This is a genomic window from Leisingera sp. SA215 (genome assembly GCF_055902035.1).
The window spans coordinates 93,794-114,287 of record NZ_JBVVXU010000008.1 but is presented as its reverse complement, the minus strand read 5'-3'; the positions used below and the strand labels follow the sequence as shown (position 1 = coordinate 114,287).

Below are 20,494 nucleotides of genomic sequence, written 5' to 3'. Positions count from 1 at the left end.
TTGATGCTGGGACAACGCAGCCTTCCCGAAATCCGTTCCGTCACAAACGAGATTTCTCGAAACCTTCACGTGTGAAAACCTGATAGTCTCCCGGTTCTCCTGACGCCTGGAAGACCGGGACCCTGCGCAGGCAAACCTGAAATGAAAGTGGCCCCGCCATTTGGCGAGGCCGTTCAATCTAGTGCGGTAACCGGATTTAGTAGCGGTAGTGTTCCGGCTTGAAGGGGCCTTCCGGCTTAACGCCGATATAAGCGGCCTGCTCAGCGCTCAGCTCAGTCAGTTTGACGCCAATGCGGCCCAGGTGCAGGCGGGCGACTTTCTCGTCCAGATGCTTGGGCAGGATGTAGACGTCATTGTTGTAGTGTTCACCGCGGATCCACAGTTCGATCTGGGCCAGAACCTGGTTGGTGAAAGAGGCCGACATCACAAACGATGGGTGGCCGGTGGCGTTGCCCAAGTTCAGCAGGCGGCCTTCGGACAGGAGGATGATGCGGTTGCCCGAAGGCATCTCGATCATGTCCACCTGTTCCTTGATGTTGGTCCACTTGTGGTTCTTCAGCGCGGCGACCTGGATCTCGTTGTCGAAGTGGCCGATATTGCCGACAATCGCCATGTCCTTCATCTCGCGCATATGGTCGATGCGGATCACGTCCTTGTTGCCAGTGGTGGTTATGAAGATGTCGGCGGAGGAAACTTCGTCCTCCAGAAGCACCACTTCAAAGCCGTCCATTGCGGCCTGCAGAGCGCAAATGGGATCAGCCTCGGTGACCTTCACCCGAGCGCCGGCACCGCGCAGGGAGGCGGCAGAGCCTTTGCCAACATCGCCGTAACCGCAGACCACGGCCACTTTGCCGGCCATCATGGTGTCGGTGGCGCGGCGGATACCATCGACCAGCGATTCCTTGCAGCCGTATTTGTTGTCGAACTTGGACTTGGTGACCGAGTCGTTGACGTTGATCGCCGGGAACGGCAGCTGGCCGTTCTTTTGCAGATCATACAAACGGTGCACGCCGGTGGTGGTTTCCTCGGAAACACCCACGATCGCATCGCGGGTCTTGGTGAACCAGCCGGGCGAGGCCTCCATGCGCTTCCGGATCTGCGCCTTAATAACGGCTTCTTCCTCGGACTGCGGCACCGGGATGATGTCCTCACCAGCCTCAGCGCGCGCACCCAGCAGCACATAGAGGGTGGCATCGCCGCCATCGTCGAGGATCAGGTTCGGGCCTTCCGGGAACATGAAGGATTTATCGAGGTAATCCCAATGTTCCTCAAGGCTTTGGCCCTTGATGGCAAAGACCGGGATACCGGCCTCGGCAATCGCGGCGGCGGCGTGGTCCTGGGTCGAGAAGATGTTGCAGGAAGCCCAGCGCACATCTGCGCCCAGTGCCACCAGCGTTTCGATCAGCACCGCGGTCTGGATGGTCATGTGCAGCGAGCCGACGATGCGCGCGCCCTTCAGCGGTTTGCTTTCACCGTATTCCGCGCGCAGAGCCATCAGCCCCGGCATTTCGGTTTCGGCAATGTCCAGCTCCTTGCGGCCGAAGCCTGCAAGCGCGATGTCCTTGACGATATAATCCCCTGCCATAGTCTGCTCCATTCCGGTTACGAGTACAGTTGCAGCAGGGCCTAGCACTGCAATTGTTGATATTCAACGAAGATAGCCGCGGCCGGAGCCTGTGGCTCTGGCTTTTCAGGGTGGAGAGCAGGCTGTGGGGGGAGCCCGTCAGGCAGCCAAAGTCAGCTTGGCGTGCCTGGGTCCGGCACATTTTCCGAAATGTGGAAGAATGAGGAACCGGTTGCAACAACACAGCTGACCCCATTTGCATGTGTGACCAGAACCGTAAAAGTTCCGGTTTCGTCCGACGACCAGACCTCGATCACAGTGGCCTCGGGACGGCTTTTCTGCAATCCGCCAGCGGTCAGCCGTTCAGAGTATCCGCTTTCCAGCTTCTGGGTCATGACCTCGCGGTCGCCGCAGCTGGCTGCCAAAGCCGGCGGCGCCGTCGCTGCCATGCCGAAAAGCAGAGTAATACCAAGGAGACGCTTAAACATGACAAACTCCTTTCCATTGCGTTTCACGTCAGGAAAAGGGGTTGCCCCAGAGAGGGGGCGGTGCCCCTTGTCTACCTATAATATTGGGCCGCACGGTGCCCGTTTCAAATTCACAAGGCATGAACACTCCGTTTTTGCTTGTGTTCTGACACCCAGCAGCCAAACCCGGCCAGTATTGCCCGGTTGCCGCACAGCGGGTAGTCAAAGGGGAAAGTGCCGCAACAGGAAAGCCTTATGCCCGCCAAACCCGCCCGAGCCTGGCAGCGTATGCTGTCCGGCCGCCGCCTTGATCTGCTGGACCCCACACCGGTGGATATCGAAATTGAAGACATCGCCCATGGATTGGCATTCGTTGCCCGCTGGAATGGTCAGACAATGGGCGATTTTGCCTATTCCGTGGCCGAGCATTCGCTGCTGGTCGAGGACCTTTTCACCCGGATGAATCCCAAGGTGCCGGTTAAATGGCGGCTGGCGGCACTGCTGCATGATGCGCCTGAATACGTGATCGGAGATATGATTTCTCCAGTCAAAGCAGCGGTGGGGCCAGGGTATGGCGAACTGGACTCGCGGCTGACGGCGGCCATTCACCTGCGGTTTGGTCTGCCTGCTGCTTTGCCAAAAACTGTCAAGGCGCACATCAAACGGGCAGACAAGATCAGTGCCTGGATGGAAGCGGTGCAGATCGCCGGGTTTTCAGAGACAGAAGCCAGCAGCTTCTTTGGGCGTCCGAAGCCAGAAGTCACCGACGGTCTGAATATTGTGCTGCGGCCGCCGCTGGACACCCGCATGGCGTTTCTGGGCCGCCATGCGGAATTGATGGGTCAGCTTTGACGCTCAGCGCGGACTGCGCTTGGCCAGGATCCGCTGCAGGGTGCGGCGGTGCATGTTCAACCGCCTTGCGGTTTCCGAAACATTGCGGTCGCACAGCTCATAAATCCGCTGGATATGCTCCCAGCGCACCCGGTCGGCGCTCATCGGGTTTTCCGGCGGCGGCGGCAGCACATCCTCGTTGGCCAGCAAAGCGTTCATAATGTCGGTGGCATCGGCCGGCTTGGACAGGTAATCCGTCGCGCCGATTTTGACCGCCGCAACCGCTGTGGCAATGGCGCCATAGCCGGTCAGAACTACAATCCGGCTGTCCGGCCGCTTCTCCCGCAGCACCTCGACCACATCCAAACCGTTGCCGTCTTCCAGCCTCAGGTCAACAACCGCAAAGGCCGGCGGGCGTGCCGTTGCAATGGCACTGCCTGCGGCAACCGACCCCGCGGTCTCCACCGTGAAGCCGCGTTTTTCCATTGCCTTTGCCAGACGCCGCAGAAACGGCTCGTCGTCATCGACCAGCAGCAGTGTCTTGTCGGGTCCAATGTCCTGCAGAGCAGTTTCGGCCATGCCCGGTCCTCCGCGAAGTTATTATCTGTTCACGCAAGAATATGTCCGGGCAGGGGAGAAAGGTCAAACAGCTATCCTGCCTCAGATTTTTTCGATGAAACAGGCGGTCTTGTCGGCCATCTGCTGTGCCGATTCATCGCGGCGGAAGAATTCCACAAAACCGTCCTCCGGCAGTACCAGATAGGAGAAGGTCGAATGGTCGACGAGATAGTAATCCTCGTCTCCTTCATTCTTCTTGAAATAGGTCTTGTAGGCCTTGCTGGCGGCTTTCACCTGATCCGAGGACCCGGTCAGCCCGATCATCTTTTCATGCAGGTTTTCGGCGAAATCGCCAACCGCTTCAGGGGTATCGCGGTCCGGGTCGATTGAAATAAACACCGGCGTTACACTGATGCCCCGCTCTGCCAGCACATCCACCGCATCCGCGTTGCGGGCCGAATCCATCGGGCAGACATCCGGACAGAAGGTGTAACCGAAGTAAACAATAGACGGCTCGGTGATCACATCCTTGTCGGTGACCGTCTCGCCCTTGGCATTGACCAGCTCGAATGCCCCGCCGATGGTATCGGTGCCGCCGGCAATCTGGCTGCTGCGGCACTGTGCGAATTTGTCGCCTCCGCCGCCCCCTCGGGTCATAAACCAGGCACCGCCCACAAGGGCGGCAACAAAAGCAGCAGCAAGAAGAGCATAGGCGCGGGTCATGAGATCACACTTTTCGTCAGGGAAGGGATGTTGATCGTTTACGGCGCCAGACCTATCAAGAATTACAGCTGATGCAACTGGCGCACGGCGTCACATCTGCGGGAGCAGTGAACCTTATGAGCGATCGCATCTTCAAACTGATGAACGGCCAGGAACACAGCCACTGGATCCGCCTGCGGACCCTGATCCTGCTGCGCTGGGTGGCCATTGCCGGGCAAATCACCGCCATTGCCGTGGCGCAGTACCGATTTAACCTGCAGTTGGAGCTGGGCCTTTGCTACTTGGCCATTGGCATTTCAGCCGCCGGCAATCTGATCGCCATCTTCGCTTTCCCGGAGAACAAACGCCTGACCGAGTTCGAGAACTTTCTGATGGTGCTGTTCGATCTGCTGCAGCTGGCCTTCCTCGTGTATCTGACCGGCGGGCTGAACAACCCGTTTGCCTTGCTGGTGCTGGGGCCGGTGACCATTTCCGCCGCCGTCATGGGGCTGCGCTCCACGCTGATCATTGGCGCCACCGCTGTCATTCTCGTTACCCTGATGGCAGAGTTTCACCTGCCGCTGCACACTGAACATGGTTTCATCCTGCGCATTCCCGATGTGTTCATCTTCGGCAATTGGATCGCCATCGTTATCGCCATTCTGTTCATCGGCGCCTATTCCTTCCGGGTCAGCAACGAAATGCGCTCTATGTCGGATGCGCTGAGCGCTACCCAGCTGGCGTTGTCGCGCGAGCAAAAGCTGACCGATCTGGGCGGCGTGGTGGCGGCGGCGGCGCATGAGCTGGGCACACCGCTCGCCACTATCAAACTCGCTAGTGCCGAGCTGATCGAGGAGTTGGACGACCGCCCTGAACTGCGCGAAGATGCCGCGCTGATACGGGAACAAGCCGACCGCTGCCGCGATATCCTGCGCAGCATGGGCCGGGCCGGAAATGACGATTTGCATTTGCGGCAAGCGCCCTTTTCAACCCTGGTTACCGAAGCCGCAGAGCCGCATATGAACCGCGGCAAATCCGTCATCTACCATGAAGAGCCGCTGGAGGGAGGTGACTGCCAGCAGCCTACGGTGATGCGCAAGCCCGAGATCATCCACGGGCTGCGCAACCTGGTGCAGAATGCAGTGGATTTCTCCCGCTCCACAGTCTGGATCGATGCCGCTTGGAACCACGACAGGATCATTTTGAGGATCTGCGACGATGGCAAAGGATTCCCTCCGCATCTGCTGGGCCGAATCGGCGATCCCTTTGTGCGCCGCCGCCGGGGCGAAAGCGAGCTGAAGCAGCGGCCCGAATACGAAGGCATGGGGTTGGGTCTGTTTATTGCCAAGACGCTGCTGCAGCGCACCGGCGCACAGCTGAGATTCGCCAATGGCGCGGACCCCTTCCAGACCCTCAGCCCCTACCGCGAACGGCGCGGCGCCGTTGTCGAAGTCTCCTGGCCGCGCCGAAAAATCGACGCCATGGCAGACGGTGGCCCTGTCATTGGGAAAAATAAACCTTTAGAAATTTAATTATTCACTTTTGGGCAACCAATTAAACTTCACTTAACTATTATTAGGGAACCATGCGGGTACACGAGAGCTGAACTAGGCAGGACGACATGCAGGACTTCGCTTCGATCGAATGGTTTGTACTGGCAGCGCTTTGCGCTGCAACCGCGGCCGCGGCGGTCTGGTGGCTGTCACCCGATCCGCGCCGCAATGGCATGGAACATGATCTGCTGGCCGGCGACGGCCGCACTGATGCCGTGTTCCTGTTTGACGAAAACAGCTTGATCGGCTGGTCTTCGGGCGCGCGCAAATTCATTGGCGACCAAGCAGAGAATTTTGACTGGGGCATGCTGCGCGACCAGTTGGCCCGCAACTACCCGGGCCTGCCGCAATCGCCGGGTTTCCTCAAGGATGTCGGACCGCTGGTGCTTTCAGGCACCGCCTCCGCCGAAAGCCGCGAGGCGCATTGCGAATGGATCGACGGGGTCACCCGCGTGCAGCTGCGCCGCAGCACCTTGGAAGAGCAGAACAAATCCCTCGATCAGGAGCTGACCACCCTGCGCGCTGCCGTGCATCAGGCGCCCTACCCGGTCTGGCTGCAATCAGAGGAGGGCAACGTTACGTGGTCCAACCTTGCCTATGACGACCTGAGCCAGAAGATCCGCGGCCGCAATGCTGATTTTGCCGCGCCTTTATTCACTGACCTCCACGACCCGATGACCAGCGGCAAGCCGGAACGGATCTATATTCCGCTCCCGGAAAGCAAAAAAAAGCTTTGGTATAATGTTTCCACCACCGAAACCGAGGCCGGCTGGCTGTGCCATGCGGTGGATGTGAATGCCGTGGTCGATGCCGAAGTTGCCCAGAGAAACTTCGTACAGACCCTGGCCAAAACATTTGCCCAGCTTTCGATCGGCCTTGCGATCTTTGACCGTAACCGTCAGCTGGTGCTGTTCAACCCTGTGCTGATCGACCTCACTGCCCTACCCGCCAATTTCCTCAGCTCGCGGCCCAACTTGCTCACCTTTTTTGACCGGCTGCGCGACCAGCGGATGATGCCGGAACCCAAAAGCTACTCCAGCTGGCGCCACCAAATGGCCGATCTTTTGGAGGCCGCCGCCGAAGGCCGGTACCAGGAAACATGGTCGCTTCCGTCGGGTTCCGTCTACAAGGTTTCGGGCCGGCCGCACCCGGATGGCGCTATTGCCTTCCTGTTCGAAGACATCACTGCCGAGGTCACTCTCACCCGCCAGTTCCGCTCGGAGCTTGAGATGGGCCAATCAATCATGGATCAGATGGACGAGGCGATTGCAGTTTTCGCCAGCGATGGCAGCATGACCTTCTCTAACAGTGCCTATGGCAGTCTCTGGCAGATGGACCCGGAGGCCAGCTTTGCGAAAGTGTCGATCATGGATGCCAGCCGGATCTGGCAGGATACCTGCGCGCCGACCCCGGTTTGGGGCGAGATCCGCGATTTTGTCGCTGGCGGCGATGGGCGCGAAGCCTGGTGGTCGCGTGTTCAATTGCGTGAAGGCACGCGCTTGATCTGCAAGGTTTCCGCGATCCAGAATGGTGCCACGATGGTCAGTTTCCGGGCACCGGAAACCATCGCCTTGCCGGAAGGCCAGCAGCGCTTCCCCGCGATCAGCCAGAGCTGAGCCTGAAATCCGGCTTGCAGCAGAGTGGCGGCGGCGCCATTCTAGCGCCATGACAACAGATACCGCGTCCTGCACGCTGAACTCACCGGACGATACGGCCCGATTGGCCGCACAGATCGCCGGGGCCCTGCGCCCCGGCGATTGCCTGTTGCTGGAGGGGGTAATCGGCGCCGGCAAAACCCATTTCGCCCGCCACTTGATTCAGTCGCTGATGCAGTGTCCAGAAGACGTCCCCTCGCCCACTTTCACACTAGTGCAAACATATGACGTGCCCGCCGGCGAGCTGTGGCACACTGACCTCTACCGGCTGTCCTCCCTGGACGAGATGGAGGAGCTGGGACTGACTGACGCTTTTGAGACCGCCATCTGCCTGGTGGAATGGCCCGACCGGCTGGCGGAACTGACGCCGCCTCATGCCCTGCGCCTCACGCTGGCGCTGAACCCGGAACACGAAGACCGCCGCCATTTGACGCTCAGCTGGAGCGATGCGAAATGGCAGCCCCTGATGGAGCGCATCTGCGCATGAATGACCGAACTTCCCGATGCCAGGCGTTTCTATCGGCAACGTCTTATACCGGATGGCTGCGCAGTCCGTTGGCCGGCGATGCCTCCAACCGGCGCTATGAACGGCTGACCGCCGGTGATGGCAAAACCGTTGTGCTGATGGACGCACCGCCGGAAAAGGGCGAGGATGTCCGCCCTTTCATCCGTATTGCCAACTATCTGCGTCACCAGGGCCTCAGCGCCCCGGAGATTCTGGCGCAGGACGTTGAGAATGGCTTTCTGCTACTGGAAGACCTGGGCGATGATCTTTTTGCCCGTGCCATCCAGCGGCAACCGTCGCTGCAGAAGGAACTTTATGAGGCGGCCACTGACGCCCTGGTTTCCTTGCATCAGGCACCGATACCGGATCTGCAACCATATGGCCCGAGAATTATGGCGGAAATGGCCGGTCTGGCATTGCTGAAATACCGGGACGGCGTCCTCGGCGGCCATGACCCGGATCTGCAAACCCGGTTCGAGGATCAGTTCGAAGACATCCTGCGTGAAACTGTCAAAGGCGATCCTGTTCTGATCCAACGTGACTATCACGCCGAAAACCTGCTGTGGCTGCCGGACCGCGACGGAGTGGCGCGCGTTGGTCTTCTGGACTTCCAGGACGCCCGCGCCGGCCACTGCGCCTACGACCTGGTGTCGCTGCTGCAGGATGCCCGCCGCGATGTGCCGGCCGCCGTCGAAATGCAAATGATGGGCCGCTATATCGCTGCCGCCGGAGTGGATGAATCCGGCTTCCGCACCGCCTATACAGTACTGGGCGTGCAGCGGAATCTGCGTATCCTTGGCGTATTTGCCCGGCTCAGCGTGGAATACGGCAAACCCCTTTACTTGGACCTGATCCCGCGGGTTTGGGATCATTTCATCCGCGGGCTGGAGCACCCTGCACTGGCCCCGGTTGCGGGTCTTCTGCGTGAAAACCTGCCCCCCCCATCTCCGGAAAACCTGGACAAGCTGAGGCCCTGATGCAGCGCTCCCCCGATGCCGTCATGCTGTTTGCCGCCGGGTTCGGCACCCGTATGCGGGAACTTACCCGCGACAAGCCGAAACCGACGATCGAAGTCTCGGGCCGGCCCCTTATCGCACATGCGCTGGAATTGGCCCAAGCCATCCGGCCGGCCCGGATCGTGGCAAATCTGCATTACAAGCCAGAGCCGCTCAAAGCTATATTAGAGCCTGAAAAGGTACTCATCAGTCTCGAAACCCCCGAGATTCTCGACACCGGCGGCGGGCTGCGCCAGGCTTTACCATTGCTGGGAGACGGGCCGGTTTTCACAATGAACACTGACGCAATATGGAAGGGTCCGAACCCGCTGCAATTGGCGCAGGATGCTTGGGATCCTGATCGGATGGACGCGCTGCTGGTCTGCGTGCCGCTGGAGCGGACCGTGGGCCGCACCGGCAGCGGGGATTTCTCGGCTGATGCCGCAGGCCGCATCAGCCGTGGCGGCAATCTGGTCTATGGCGGGGTGCAGATCCTGAAAACGGACGGGCTGCATCAGGTTCCGGAACAGGTGTTCTCGCTGAATGTCCTGTGGAACCAAATGGCCGCAGAAAGCCGGCTGTTTGCGCTGGAGTATCCCGGCCGCTGGTGCGATGTGGGCCATCCTGAGGGAATCACACTGGCCGAGGACCTGTTAGCCGCCGATGATGTTTGAACCAGCCAGCAAACCGCGCGTCTTTGCCGTGCCCTGCGGCGTCGATTTCCCGCGCGCACTGGTCGAGGGCTTGCGCAATCGCAGCCAGGGACAGCCGCCCGAGGTACTGGCGCGGGCCGAGCTTATCGTCAACACCTCCCGCATGGCGCGGCGGGTGCGGGGCCTGTTTGACAACGGTCCGCCACTGCTGCTGCCGCGGATGCTGATGCTCACCGACCTGGCACAGCGCGCCACCCTGGACGGCCTGCCCCCCGCCCTGCCTCCGCTGCGGCGCCGGTTGGAGCTGTCGCAGCTGATTGCAAAACTGCTCGACGCCCAGCCCGATCTCGCCTCCCGCGCCTCGCTTTACGATCTTTCCGACAGCCTGGCCGCGCTGATTGACGAGATGCAGGGTGAAGGCGTCAGCACCGATGCGATCCGCGATCTTGATGTCACCGACATGTCGGGCCACTGGGCCCGGGCGCAGGCTTTCATCGGTATCGCAGATGTGTTCACCGGCCTGCATGACGGCGCGATGGACGCCCAGGCCCGGCAGCGGCAAGTGGTGCTGAACCTGATTGAACAATGGCAACACAGCCCGCCGCAGCATCCCATCATTCTGGCCGGCTCCACTGGCTCCCGCGGGACCACTCTGATGCTGATGCAGGCCATCGCCCGCCTGCCCCAGGGCGCGGTGGTGCTGCCCGGGTACGACTTTGACCAGCCGGATCATGTCTGGAACGGGCTGGATGATCCGATGATCTCGGAAGATCACCCGCAATACCGCTTTCACAAGCTGATGAAGGACCTGGAGCTTTCACCGGGCGACGTGCAGCCCTGGACCGAAACACCGCCGGTCTCGCCCGCCCGCAACCGGTTGGTGTCGCTGGCCCTGCGCCCTGCCCCGGTAACAGATGCCTGGATGAGCGAAGGCCCGCATCTGACCGGTTTGGACACAGCAACGGAAAACGTCACGCTGGTCGAGGCCGCCACCCCCCGTGCCGAGGCGCTGGCCATCGCACTGCGCCTGCGGCAGGCCGCGGAGGACGGGCAGACCGCCGCGCTGATCACCCCGGACCGGATGCTGACCCGCCAGGTCTCTGCTGCACTGGACCGCTGGGAGATCCTGCCTGACGATTCCGCTGGCCAGCCCTTGCAGCTTTCACCTCCGGGCCGGTTCCTGCGCCATGTGGCAGGACTGTTTTGCAAACCTCTGGCCTGCGACAGTCTGCTGACGCTGCTGAAGCACCCGTTGGCCCACGATGGTGCGGACCGCGGCAGCCATCTTCGTCAGACCCGCGAACTGGAGCTTTCCCTGCGCCGCAACGGCCCGCCGTTCCCAGATGCCGCAGCCTTTGCAGGGTTTGAAAACGGCCGGGAGCTGACACCCGGGTGGGTGGATTGGCTGACCGTCTGTTTCGCGGATCAGGAATTCACCGGCACCCTGCCTTTGGTAAACTGGGTTCAGCGCCTGCGTGAACTGGCACAACACATCGCTGCAGGCAGCCAGGCAGACGGCTCGGGCACCCTCTGGGATAAGAAGGCCGGGCAGGCCGCGCTTGCCTGCATAGAAAATCTCGAAGCCGAAGCCTCTCATGGCGGCAACATGTCCGCGCGCGATTTTGCCGACCTCTTGGGCGCACTGCTGAGCCAGGGAGAGGTACGCGACCGCGATGCGCCCTATGGCTCAATCATGATATGGGGCACGCTGGAAGCCCGCGTGCAAGGCGCCGATCTGGTGATCCTTGGCGGTCTGAACGAAGGCAGCTGGCCGGAGGCCGCCAGCCCCGATCCCTGGCTGAACCGACAGCTGCGCAACCAGGCCGGCCTGTTGCTGCCGGAACGCCGCATCGGCCTGTCAGCGCATGATTTCCAGCAGGCTATCGCCGCACCCGAGGTCTGGCTGACCCGCGCCGCACGGTCAGAGGAAGCCGACACTGTGCCCTCACGCTGGCTGAACCGGCTGACCAACCTGCTGTCCGGCCTGCCGGATCAGGGCGGCCGCGCGGCGCTGGAAACGATGCGCGCCAAGGGCCGCCAGTGGCTGGGCTGGGCGGAGGCGCTGGAAGAACCAACGCCGATCCCCCAAGTGCCGCGTCCCTCACCGCGTCCGCCGGTTTCGGCACGGCCGCGGCGCCTGACGATTACGGAGATTCCCCGACTGATCCGCGACCCCTATGCGATATATGCCAAACATGTTCTGCGGTTGAAGCCTCTGACCCCTTTGGTTCAAGAACCGGATGCGTTGCTGCGCGGCATTGTGGTGCATGAGGTGTTTGAACGGTTCATCAAGGAAGTCCAAACGGATCCTTCCCTGCTGACCGCCGGTCACCTGATCGACAAAACCCGCGCATTGCTGAAAAGCCACGTCCCCTGGCCGGTTGCGCGCATCCTGTGGCACAGCCGCATCCGCAGGATCGCCAGTGACTTTGTGCTGGCAGAGCAGGAACGCCAATCGCGTGCCAAACCGGTCGCCTTTGAAGCCAAAGGCAGCGCGCGGCTGGATCCGCTGGATTTCACCATCGCCTGCCGCGCCGACCGTATCGACATGGACGACCGCGGTTTTCTGCATCTGTATGACTACAAGACCGGTGCCCCCCCCAGCGAAGCACAGCAGAAGAAGTTCGAAAAACAATTGCTGATCGAGGCCGCCATGGCCGAGCAAGGCGCCTTTGACGGCCTGGGCCCGGCAGAAGTGGCCCGCGCGCTGTTCATCGGGCTGGGGTCCAGCATGAAAGAAGTGCGTGCACCGCTGGAGGCGGAACCTCCGGCCAAGATCTGGGACGAGCTGCACACTTTGATCGGGGCATATTTCGAGCCTGAACAAGGCTATTCGAGCCGCCGCATGGTGTATCGTGACGATATTGCTGGCGACTATGACCACCTAGCGCGCTACGGCGAATGGGACCGCAGCGCCACACCGCAGCCGGAGGATCTGTCATGACCATCCGTGATGCCGCCTCCGAGGCGCAATTCCGTGCCGCCCGGCCTGATGCCTCGACATGGCTGGCCGCCAATGCCGGGTCCGGCAAAACCAAAGTGCTGACTGACCGGGTTGCGCGGCTATTGCTGAAAGGCGTGCAGCCGCAGCACATCCTGTGCCTGACCTACACCAAGGCCGCCGCCAGCGAGATGCAGAACCGGCTGTTCAAGCGGCTGGGTGAATGGGCGATGCTGGGAGATCCAGCACTGATCACTGCCTTGACTGAACTGGGAGAGCTCAGCACCGGACCCAACGACCTCGCGCAGGCCCGCACCCTGTTTGCCCGCGCGATTGAGACGCCGGGCGGGTTGAAAATCCAGACCATTCACTCCTTCTGTTCGTCGCTGCTGCGCCGCTTCCCGCTGGAGGCCGGCGTCAGCCCGCAGTTTTCCGAAATGGATGACCGCGCAGGCCAGATGCTGCGCGCTGAAATCATGGAAGACTTTGCCCAAGCTACCGAGGCACCGCTTGTGGAGGCCTTGGCACGCTATGTCAGCGACAGCGATTTCGAAACACTGACCGCAGCCGTGTGTCAGCGCCGCGCCGATTTCTCCCGGCCGCTGGATTGGAACGGCTTACTGGACCTGTTTGAGCTGCCGGCGGATTTTGACGAAACCGCGCTGGAAGCCCTGGTGTTCTTGGGCGGCGAGGAAGAGCTGCTGCAGCGCACCCGCGATATGCTCGGGCAAGGCAGCAGCTCCGATCAGAAAGCCGCGGACAAGCTCGCCGGCATCACCAAACCCACGCGCGCCGACCTTGACACACTGGAGAGCCTGTTCCTGACCGGTCCCGGGGCCAAGGAACCTTTTACGGCGAAACTGGACAAGTTCCCAACCAAGAAGCTGCGCGAATCGCATCTTTCGCTGATGGATCAGCTGGAGCCGCTGATGCGGCGGATCGAGGATGCGCGCACCAAGCGCATTGCCCTGGCTGCTGCCCGGAAAAGCCACGATCTGCACCGCTTCGCTGCCACCTTCCTGCCGGAGTATGAGCGCCGCAAACAGTTGCGCGGCTGGCTCGATTTCGACGACCTGATCCTGAAGGCCCGGCAACTGCTAAACGATCCCGGCGTTGCGGCCTGGGTGCTGTACCGGCTGGACGGCGGCATCGACCACATCCTGGTGGACGAAGCGCAGGATACCAGCCCGGTGCAATGGGACGTGATCGAGAAACTGGCGCAGGAATTCACTGCCGGCGAGGGCGCCCGCTCGGATGTCGAACGCACGATATTCGTGGTCGGCGACAAGAAGCAGTCGATCTATTCCTTCCAAGGCGCCGACCCGGATGCCTTTGACCGGATGCAGCTGGAATTCGGGAACAGGCTGTCGGAAACCGGGGCAGGTCTGCAAGACGCATCGCTCGATTTCTCCTTCCGCTCCTCTGCAGCGATCCTGAAACTGGTGGACTTGGTGTTCCGCGACAGCCCCCGCGCCGGTTTTCGCAAAGACGCGCTGCACCGCGCTTTCAAATCCGATCTGCCCGGCCGGGTGGACCTTTGGCCGGTGGTCGGGAAGGTCGAGGATGACGAGGATCCCGATTGGACCAGCCCCGTCGACCGGCCCAGCAGCCGGCATCACACAGTGATCCTCGCCGAACGCATCGCTCAGTCGATCAAGGGAATGATCGAGACCGGCACCACAATCCCAGAGGACGGCTCTGAGCCCGGCACCTTCCAGCGCCGCCCGGTGCAGGCCGGAGATTTCCTGATCCTGGTGCAGCGCCGCTCCGATCTGTTCTCGGAGATCATACGTGCATGTAAAAAGGCAGAACTGCCGATCGCCGGCGCCGACCGCCTTAAGGTGGGCGCCGAACTGGCGGTCAAGGATATCGCAGCACTGTTGCGGTTCCTGGCCTTGCCGGAAGACTCTTTGTCACTGGCGGAGGCTCTGAAATCACCTCTGTTCGGCTGGAGCGAGCAGGCGTTGTTCGATCTGGCACACCGGCGGGAGGCGATGTTCCTGTGGCCGGCATTGCGCGACCGGGCAGGGGAGTTTCCCGAAACCATGGCCGTGCTGAATGATCTGCGCGCCAATGCCGACTTCCTGCGCCCCTATGACCTGATTGAGCGCATTCTGACCCGTCACGGCGGCCGTCAGAAACTGCTGGGCAGGCTGGGACCGGAAGCTGAGGACGGTGTCAACGCCCTGCTATCGCAGGCACTGGCCTATGAACGCACCGATGTGCCCAGCCTCACCGGTTTTCTGGTCTGGATGCAGACCGATGATCTGGAGATCAAACGCCAGATGGGTGCAGCAGGCAATATGATCCGGGTGATGTCGGTGCATGGCTCGAAAGGTCTGGAGGCTCCGATCGTGATCCTTCCGGACACCGCCAAACGACAGCCACCGCGGGATGCCGAAATCATGCTGGCGGATGGCACTCCAGTCTGGAAGCTGCCCAAGGACCAGATGCCAGCCGCGATGCTGGCCGCCCGTGAAGCCGCGCAGGAGAAACTGAAAAATGAACGGCTGCGCCTATTGTATGTGGCTCTAACCCGAGCGGAAAAATGGTTGATCGTTGCCGCAGCAGGCGACGTCGGTGAGATGAACGACAGCTGGTACCGTATGGCGGAACGCGCCTTGCGGGACAACGGGGCGGTGGAGCTTGATATCGAAGGCGGCACTGGACTTCGCCTGCAACACGGTGATTGGGACGGACTTCCTCTGGTTGAAAAGCCTGGCCAAAGCGTTGAGAAACACAGTCTGCCGGAAGTCTTTACCCGTCCGTCAGGACCTTATGCTGCGCCGGCGCCGGCTCTCAGCCCCTCGGATCTGGGCGGGTCCAAGGCCTTGCCAGGGGATCAGGGCCTGGACGAGGAGGCGGCCAAGGCGCGCGGCTCCCGGCTGCATCTTCTGTTGGAGCATCTGCCCGGCCGGCTGCGGGAGGAGTGGCCCGTATTGGCTCAAAATCTATTGCAGGAAGCAGATGACGGCGCAGAGCTGCTGGTTGAGGCCTCGGGCGTTCTTCAGAACGCTGCCCTCTCTCACATTTTCCAGAATGACACATTGTCGGAGGTGCCCGTTACCGCAGATTTTTACGGATCGCGCTTGCATGGCATCATAGACCGGCTGGTTGTAACCCCGGAAAAAGTCCTGGCGGTGGATTTTAAATCCAACGTGACTGTACCCGAAACTCCTCAGCAATGCCCGGAAGGCCTGCTGCGGCAGATGGGGGCCTATGCCCATGCGCTGGCGCAGATTTATCCGGACCGCGCCATCGAAACCGCGTTGCTTTGGACCCGCAATGCCACCCTTATGCCGCTGCCGCACAAGCTTGTGACAGAGGCACTGCTGCGGCGTATGGAACCTTGACGATCGGTTAAGCCGTACCTAGGTTCCAACTCCAGTTGCCACACACTCATGGAGACATGCATATGTCCACCGTAGCCGTCACCGACGCCACTTTTGACGCCGAAGTCAAGAACTCCGATATCCCCGTAGTAGTGGATTTCTGGGCTGAGTGGTGCGGCCCCTGTAAGCAGATCGGTCCCGCTCTGGAAGAACTGGCCGCGGAATTCGGCGGCAAGGTGAAAATTGCCAAGGTCGATGTTGACAACAACCCGAATTCGGCCGCCGCCATGGGCGTGCGCGGTATTCCGGCGCTGTTTATCTTCAAGGACGGCCAAGTGGTTTCGAACCGTGCCGGCGCGGCTCCCAAAGCAGCGCTGCAAAGCTGGATTGAAGAGTCGATCTGACTCTGATCCCTGTTGCAGATTTAAAAGGGCTGTCCCCGCGGGGACAGCCCTTTTCTTTTGCCCGCAAACACTGGTGCACCTGCGGACGGCAAACTGGCTCTTTCCTTTGCGCCCATTGCCTGCAACCGTCCCGCCCAGAACAGGTACAGGAGGCACTATGGCCAAGACACGGGTATTGGTGGAATTCGGCATGGGTACATCGCTCCGGCGTGAAGATTACACCGAAGCCGCTCGCCGCGCGATCAAGGACGCGCTGTGGCATAATTCCGTCAACATGGCGGAACTATTTGATTTTCAGAAAGAAGATATGATCATCGACGCTGAGATCGGGGTCCAGAAACCCGAGTCCGTGGACAAGGATGCGCTGTTGGGGATTTTCCCTTACGGCCAGCCCAGCATCCGTGTTGTGGAAGGGGGGCTCAATATCGACAAGCCCCAAGGCGGGCGCACGGTGATCGCCAATGCGGCCGTGGTTGTGTCCTTTGACATGGAGGCGGAGGAATGAACGAAAAACGCATTATCCTGGAAATGGGCACCGGCAATGATCTGTATGGCCAAAACTACACAAAGGCAGCCCGCCGTGCAGTGCAGGACGCATTGCACCACTCGTCGATCACTCTGTTTTCCAAGCTCGGGATTGATCACAACGAAATGCGGGTGGACGTGACGGTTGCCGTGCAGCAGCCGGAAGCAGTGGATTGCGATTTAGTGGCACAGGATCTGCCGCGGGGCCGGGCCAGCGTGCGAGCCGTGAAAGGCGGGCTGGACGTAGAGGATGCCGAAGCCGGAACGCATCATGTGGTCGCCACTGCTGCAATTGAGGCCTGGCTGCCGGATCAGGCTGGCAAGTATAAAACCAGTGTCCGGAAATGAACAAAGCCGCCCGATAGCGGGCGGCTCATTCAAAACTGTGGATAAACAGGGATCAGATTTTAGAGATATCAGCGCGTTTCATACCAATGTCTTCCAGCTGATCGTCCGACAATTGTGCCAGAGCCTTGCGGGTTTGACGGGCCTCGTTCCATTCCACGAGAGCAGTTTTCACGTTGATCAGTCCGTCGACCACGCGGAGAACGGTGACTGCTCCGAGCGGCGCATAGATGTTTGCGGTAGTCATAGCGCTAGTCCTTCTGAGAAACAGCCGACCCTGTGCCGGTTGTGAACCCCATGTAGGATGTGCGGCTGAGTCTCACAATTGCCGGTTCAACAGCCCCGATTTGCATTTACTGCATAGCAGTGAACAGCCATGCAGCTGCTGCCCGGCAATGGACTTTGCGCGTTCTCTTGTGCCGACGGTGGGATGGTTCCATATAGAGGGCAATAAAGCGGAGGCATATATGGCAGACGATCAATTCCCCGGCTGGCACGGCACCACCATCATCGGTGTGAAGAAGGATGGCCAGGTTGTCATCGCCGGCGACGGCCAGGTGTCGCTGGGGCAGACGGTGATCAAAGGCACGGCCCGCAAGGTGCGTCGCTTGTCACCGGGCGGATTTGACGTGGTGGCGGGTTTTGCCGGCTCGACAGCCGACGCCTTCACCCTGCTGGAGCGGCTGGAAACCAAGCTTGAGGCGACTCCTGGCCAGCTTGCACGGGCCAGTGTCGAGCTGGCCAAGGACTGGCGCACCGATAAATACCTGCAGAAACTTGAGGCCATGCTGATCGTCACCGATGGCGCAGACATGTTTGTCATCACCGGTGCCGGCGACGTGCTGGAGCCTGAGCACAATGTAGCCGCTATCGGCTCGGGCGGGAATTTCGCACTGGCTGCCGCCCGCGGTATGATGGACAGCGGAAAATCCGCCGAACAAGTGGCCCGTGATGCCATGGCCATCGCTGCCGATATCTGCGTCTACACCAATGGCAACCTCACTGTTGAAAGCATAGGCCAGGAAAGCTGACGTGACCCAGGTTGATCAAAATGATCTGCGGGCTGCTGTTGGGTCCGGATTGTTGACCGAGGCCCAGGCCGCGTCGCTTCTGGCTATGGCGCATAGCCGCAGAGGCGCACGGGAGAACCTGGCACCAGGGGATGAACCCTTTGAGCTTTTCAAAGGGTTCAATGAAATCTTCATTGTCATCGGGCTTGTGATCCTGGCTTCTGGCTGGATGGCCTTCACAGCCGTTGATCTGGCTGGGTCAATCGGCGGTTACCAGGACAAGGCGATCTATTCAGCCATCGCCGGCGCGGCCGTGCTATGGATGCTGTCTGAATATTTCATACGCCGCCGCCGCATGGTCGCACCAGCGATTGCTCTTTCCCTTCTGTGGGCCGGCAACGCCGGTGCCGGTTTCTCGGCTGGTTTTTCCCAGCCCTTCATGATTGCGCAAAACGACTATTCAAGCCTGCCGCTGCCATTTGCGCTGGCAACGGCCGCCGTCACTGTGTTTTGGCTCCGCTTTCGCGTTCCTTTTGCCATGGCGCTGATCGCTTTGGGTGTTTTTGTCCTCGCCCTGTTGTCGGGATCGATACAGGCAGGCACCCCTGCCGGGGTGAGCGACCTGTTTCTGCTATCGGCCAGCGGGCCGTTTGCTTGGATCACATTGGCCGTAGGGTTCGCCGTATTTACCGTAGCCATGTCGTTTGATCTCAGCGATCCGCACCGTGTGACCAGACGCTCGGCCCAAGGTTTCTGGCTGCACGTCGTTGCAGCCCCGGCCTTGGTGAATACAATTGCCCTCAGCCTGCTGAACGCCGGAACTTCTGGTTCCAACATGCTGCTGATCAGCGTCCTGCTGGTGTTTGCCCTGATTGCAATCATCATTGACCGGCGCTCGTTCCTGATTGCCGCAATCGGCTACAGTGTTTCCCTCGCAGGAACAGTCTTCAGCGGCGAAGGCACCGCCATTACGATCCTGGCACTTGGCGTGTTCCTGGTGGCTTTGGGGGCCTTCTGGAGCCATATCCGGGCTGTGCTGCTCTCACTCTTGTCTGGCGTGCTGCCGCTTGGCCGGCTGCCGCCATCCCATTGAAACGGAAATATCCATGACTGATCTGACCCCTCGCGAAATCGTCTCTGAACTGGATCGTTTCATCATCGGCCAGAAAGAAGCCAAACGTGCTGTTGCCGTGGCGTTGCGCAGCCGCTGGCGGCGCAAACAGCTTTCCGATGACCTGCGTGATGAGGTGTATCCGAAGAACATCCTGATGATCGGCCCCACAGGAGTCGGCAAGACAGAGATTTCCCGCCGGCTGGCAAAACTGGCGCGCGCGCCCTTCATCAAGGTTGAAGCGACAAAATTCACAGAAGTCGGTTATGTCGGCCGCGATGTGGAGCAGATCATCCGGGATCTCGCTGACGGCGCCATTGCCCAGACCCGCGAATTCATGCGCGAGGATGTGAAGGCCAAAGCTCAAAAATCCGCCGAGAACCGGGTTTTGGAAGCTATCGCCGGCACGGATGCCCGTGAAGCAACCCGCGAGATGTTCCGAAAGAAGCTGAAATCAGGCGAACTGGACGACACAGTGATCGAACTGGATGTCGCAGACACCTCCAATCCGATGGGCAATATGTTCGAAATTCCCGGCCAGCCCGGCGGCAACATCGGCGCTCTGAACCTAGGTGATCTATTCGGCAAGGCGATGGGCGGCCGAACCACCCGCAAGAAGATGACCGTTTCTGAAAGCTATGAGGTGCTGATCAGCGAAGAGGCTGACAAACTGCTGGATGATGAGACCGTGACCCGCATCGCGCTGGAATCGGTGGAGCAGAACGGCATCGTCTTCCTGGACGAGATAGACAAGGTCTGCGCGCGCCAGGAAACCCGGGGCGGCGACGTCAGCCGCGAGGGTGTGCAGCGGGATCTGCTGCCGCTGATCGAGGGCACTACCGTCAGCACCAAACACGGGCCGGTCAAGACCGACCACATCCTGTTCATCGCCTCCGGTGCCTTCCATATTGCCAAACCCTCGGACTTGCTGCCGGAACTGCAGGGCCGTCTGCCGATCCGGGTGAGCCTGCGGGCGCTGACCGAAGCGGATTTCGTGCGTATCCTGACCGAGACCGACAATGCTTTGACACTCCAATACACTGCATTGATGGGCACGGAAGACGTCGAAGTGACCTTTACCGACGACGGTATCGCCGCGTTGGCCAAAATCGCCGCCGAAGTGAACCAGGCGGTGGAAAACATAGGCGCACGCCGACTTTACACAGTGATGGAGCGGGTGTTTGAGGAGCTCTCCTTTACTGCCCCGGACCGGCCGGGCGACACAGTCACTGTGGACGCAAGTTTTGTGAAGAAAAACCTGGGCGAACTTGGCCGGTCAGCCGATGTCAGCCGATACGTGCTGTAAAACACCAGGCAAAATTGCAGCCTCTGGACTTTGGCGG

19 protein-coding genes are annotated in these 20,494 nt (G+C 60.5%); 14 read left to right on the top strand and 5 right to left on the bottom strand.

All coding sequences use genetic code 11. From position 1 onward, the window contains the following. Positions 1 to 196 precede the first annotated feature (196 nt). Positions 197 to 1,585 (bottom strand): adenosylhomocysteinase, encoded by a 1,389-nt coding sequence (gene ahcY / locus AC0KW6_RS10820; RefSeq protein WP_323775553.1) that lies wholly within the window; start codon positions 1,583 to 1,585, stop codon positions 197 to 199. Positions 1,586 to 1,737: 152 nt separating this feature from the next. After that, positions 1,738 to 2,052, bottom strand: coding sequence for a hypothetical protein (locus AC0KW6_RS10815; protein ID WP_323775552.1), 315 nt, complete (start codon positions 2,050 to 2,052; stop codon positions 1,738 to 1,740). Between the two features lie 234 nt (positions 2,053 to 2,286). Between AC0KW6_RS10815 and AC0KW6_RS10810 the strand changes: the two genes are divergently transcribed. After that, positions 2,287 to 2,883: an HD family hydrolase gene (locus AC0KW6_RS10810; RefSeq protein WP_323775551.1), complete on the top strand. Its 597-nt coding sequence runs from the start codon at positions 2,287 to 2,289 to the stop codon at positions 2,881 to 2,883. 3 nt (positions 2,884 to 2,886) lie between these two features. Here the strand turns inward: AC0KW6_RS10810 and AC0KW6_RS10805 are convergent, their stop codons facing one another. Then, positions 2,887 to 3,441, bottom strand: coding sequence for an ActR/PrrA/RegA family redox response regulator transcription factor (locus AC0KW6_RS10805; RefSeq protein ID WP_024092171.1), 555 nt, complete (start codon positions 3,439 to 3,441; stop codon positions 2,887 to 2,889). 81 nt (positions 3,442 to 3,522) lie between these two features. After that, a complete protein-coding gene (locus AC0KW6_RS10800; RefSeq protein WP_323775550.1) occupies positions 3,523 to 4,143 on the bottom strand; it encodes an SCO family protein in 621 nt (206 codons plus the stop codon). A gap of 116 nt (positions 4,144 to 4,259) precedes the next feature. Between AC0KW6_RS10800 and regB the strand changes: the two genes are divergently transcribed. From regB to AC0KW6_RS10750, 10 genes are all read left to right on the top strand, one after another. Next, the gene (gene regB / locus AC0KW6_RS10795; protein ID WP_323775549.1) at positions 4,260 to 5,654 is read left to right on the top strand and encodes a sensor histidine kinase RegB; all 1,395 of its coding nucleotides are present in this window, start codon (positions 4,260 to 4,262) and stop codon (positions 5,652 to 5,654) included. 89 nt (positions 5,655 to 5,743) lie between these two features. Next, positions 5,744 to 7,291, top strand: coding sequence for a PAS-domain containing protein (locus tag AC0KW6_RS10790; RefSeq protein ID WP_323775548.1), 1,548 nt, complete (start codon positions 5,744 to 5,746; stop codon positions 7,289 to 7,291). 49 nt (positions 7,292 to 7,340) lie between these two features. Beyond that, positions 7,341 to 7,817 (top strand): tRNA (adenosine(37)-N6)-threonylcarbamoyltransferase complex ATPase subunit type 1 TsaE, encoded by a 477-nt coding sequence (tsaE, locus tag AC0KW6_RS10785; protein ID WP_323775547.1) that lies wholly within the window; start codon positions 7,341 to 7,343, stop codon positions 7,815 to 7,817. Next, a complete protein-coding gene (locus AC0KW6_RS10780; RefSeq protein ID WP_474034882.1) occupies positions 7,814 to 8,812 on the top strand; it encodes an aminoglycoside phosphotransferase family protein in 999 nt (332 codons plus the stop codon). Before tsaE ends, AC0KW6_RS10780 begins: the two co-directional genes overlap by 4 nt. Further along, positions 8,812 to 9,504 carry a nucleotidyltransferase family protein gene (locus tag AC0KW6_RS10775; protein WP_474034881.1) on the top strand — a complete coding sequence of 231 codons (693 nt, stop codon included), beginning with the start codon at positions 8,812 to 8,814 and terminating at the stop codon, positions 9,502 to 9,504. The genes AC0KW6_RS10780 and AC0KW6_RS10775 overlap by 1 nt, the downstream gene beginning before the upstream one ends. After that, positions 9,494 to 12,427: a double-strand break repair protein AddB gene (gene addB, locus AC0KW6_RS10770; RefSeq protein WP_474034880.1), complete on the top strand. Its 2,934-nt coding sequence runs from the start codon at positions 9,494 to 9,496 to the stop codon at positions 12,425 to 12,427. Before AC0KW6_RS10775 ends, addB begins: the two co-directional genes overlap by 11 nt. Continuing rightward, the gene (gene addA / locus AC0KW6_RS10765; protein WP_474034879.1) at positions 12,424 to 15,777 is read left to right on the top strand and encodes a double-strand break repair helicase AddA; all 3,354 of its coding nucleotides are present in this window, start codon (positions 12,424 to 12,426) and stop codon (positions 15,775 to 15,777) included. The genes addB and addA overlap by 4 nt, the downstream gene beginning before the upstream one ends. Before the next feature lie 62 nt (positions 15,778 to 15,839). Further along, complete coding sequence (trxA, locus tag AC0KW6_RS10760; RefSeq protein ID WP_323775542.1) at positions 15,840 to 16,160, top strand: thioredoxin; 321 nt, start codon at positions 15,840 to 15,842, stop codon at positions 16,158 to 16,160. Positions 16,161 to 16,317: 157 nt separating this feature from the next. Then, a complete protein-coding gene (locus tag AC0KW6_RS10755; RefSeq protein WP_323775541.1) occupies positions 16,318 to 16,665 on the top strand; it encodes a Lin0512 family protein in 348 nt (115 codons plus the stop codon). Then, positions 16,662 to 17,033: a Lin0512 family protein gene (locus tag AC0KW6_RS10750; RefSeq protein ID WP_323775540.1), complete on the top strand. Its 372-nt coding sequence runs from the start codon at positions 16,662 to 16,664 to the stop codon at positions 17,031 to 17,033. Before AC0KW6_RS10755 ends, AC0KW6_RS10750 begins: the two co-directional genes overlap by 4 nt. Before the next feature lie 52 nt (positions 17,034 to 17,085). Here the strand turns inward: AC0KW6_RS10750 and AC0KW6_RS10745 are convergent, their stop codons facing one another. Continuing rightward, positions 17,086 to 17,277 (bottom strand): DUF1127 domain-containing protein, encoded by a 192-nt coding sequence (locus AC0KW6_RS10745; RefSeq protein WP_323775539.1) that lies wholly within the window; start codon positions 17,275 to 17,277, stop codon positions 17,086 to 17,088. A 220-nt stretch (positions 17,278 to 17,497) separates the two neighbouring features. Between AC0KW6_RS10745 and hslV the strand changes: the two genes are divergently transcribed. Genes hslV through hslU form a run of 3 tightly spaced genes read left to right on the top strand, consistent with a single transcriptional unit; the run spans position 17,498 to position 20,457 of the window. Next, a complete protein-coding gene (hslV, locus tag AC0KW6_RS10740; protein ID WP_323775538.1) occupies positions 17,498 to 18,061 on the top strand; it encodes an ATP-dependent protease subunit HslV in 564 nt (187 codons plus the stop codon). Position 18,062: 1 nt separating this feature from the next. Beyond that, entirely contained in the window at positions 18,063 to 19,133 is a 1,071-nt protein-coding gene (locus AC0KW6_RS10735; protein WP_323775537.1) for a hypothetical protein, read from the top strand. 13 nt (positions 19,134 to 19,146) lie between these two features. After that, on the top strand, positions 19,147 to 20,457 hold the full coding sequence (hslU, locus tag AC0KW6_RS10730) for an ATP-dependent protease ATPase subunit HslU (RefSeq protein ID WP_323775536.1): 1,311 nt from the start codon (positions 19,147 to 19,149) through the stop codon (positions 20,455 to 20,457). The last annotated feature ends 37 nt before the right edge of the window (positions 20,458 to 20,494 follow it).

Excerpts from the sequence above, each read along its gene's own strand:
- AC0KW6_RS10810 (WP_323775551.1), top strand. The coding sequence starts at position 2,287 with ATGCCCGCCAAACCCGCCCGAGCCTGGCAGCGTATGCTGTCCGGCCGC.
- AC0KW6_RS10750 (WP_323775540.1), top strand. The coding sequence starts at position 16,662 with ATGAACGAAAAACGCATTATCCTGGAAATGGGCACCGGCAATGATCTG.
- trxA (WP_323775542.1), top strand. The coding sequence starts at position 15,840 with ATGTCCACCGTAGCCGTCACCGACGCCACTTTTGACGCCGAAGTCAAG.
- AC0KW6_RS10745 (WP_323775539.1), bottom strand. The coding sequence starts at position 17,277 with ATGACTACCGCAAACATCTATGCGCCGCTCGGAGCAGTCACCGTTCTC.
- AC0KW6_RS10815 (WP_323775552.1), bottom strand. The coding sequence starts at position 2,052 with ATGTTTAAGCGTCTCCTTGGTATTACTCTGCTTTTCGGCATGGCAGCG.
- AC0KW6_RS10800 (WP_323775550.1), bottom strand. The coding sequence starts at position 4,143 with ATGACCCGCGCCTATGCTCTTCTTGCTGCTGCTTTTGTTGCCGCCCTT.
- AC0KW6_RS10790 (WP_323775548.1), top strand. The coding sequence starts at position 5,744 with ATGCAGGACTTCGCTTCGATCGAATGGTTTGTACTGGCAGCGCTTTGC.
- AC0KW6_RS10755 (WP_323775541.1), top strand. The coding sequence starts at position 16,318 with ATGGCCAAGACACGGGTATTGGTGGAATTCGGCATGGGTACATCGCTC.
- AC0KW6_RS10780 (WP_474034882.1), top strand. The coding sequence starts at position 7,814 with ATGAATGACCGAACTTCCCGATGCCAGGCGTTTCTATCGGCAACGTCT.
- AC0KW6_RS10775 (WP_474034881.1), top strand. The coding sequence starts at position 8,812 with ATGCAGCGCTCCCCCGATGCCGTCATGCTGTTTGCCGCCGGGTTCGGC.
- regB (WP_323775549.1), top strand. The coding sequence starts at position 4,260 with ATGAGCGATCGCATCTTCAAACTGATGAACGGCCAGGAACACAGCCAC.
- hslV (WP_323775538.1), top strand. The coding sequence starts at position 17,498 with ATGGCAGACGATCAATTCCCCGGCTGGCACGGCACCACCATCATCGGT.
- tsaE (WP_323775547.1), top strand. The coding sequence starts at position 7,341 with ATGACAACAGATACCGCGTCCTGCACGCTGAACTCACCGGACGATACG.
- addA (WP_474034879.1), top strand. The coding sequence starts at position 12,424 with ATGACCATCCGTGATGCCGCCTCCGAGGCGCAATTCCGTGCCGCCCGG.
- addB (WP_474034880.1), top strand. The coding sequence starts at position 9,494 with ATGATGTTTGAACCAGCCAGCAAACCGCGCGTCTTTGCCGTGCCCTGC.
- AC0KW6_RS10805 (WP_024092171.1), bottom strand. The coding sequence starts at position 3,441 with ATGGCCGAAACTGCTCTGCAGGACATTGGACCCGACAAGACACTGCTG.
- hslU (WP_323775536.1), top strand. The coding sequence starts at position 19,147 with ATGACTGATCTGACCCCTCGCGAAATCGTCTCTGAACTGGATCGTTTC.
- ahcY (WP_323775553.1), bottom strand. The coding sequence starts at position 1,585 with ATGGCAGGGGATTATATCGTCAAGGACATCGCGCTTGCAGGCTTCGGC.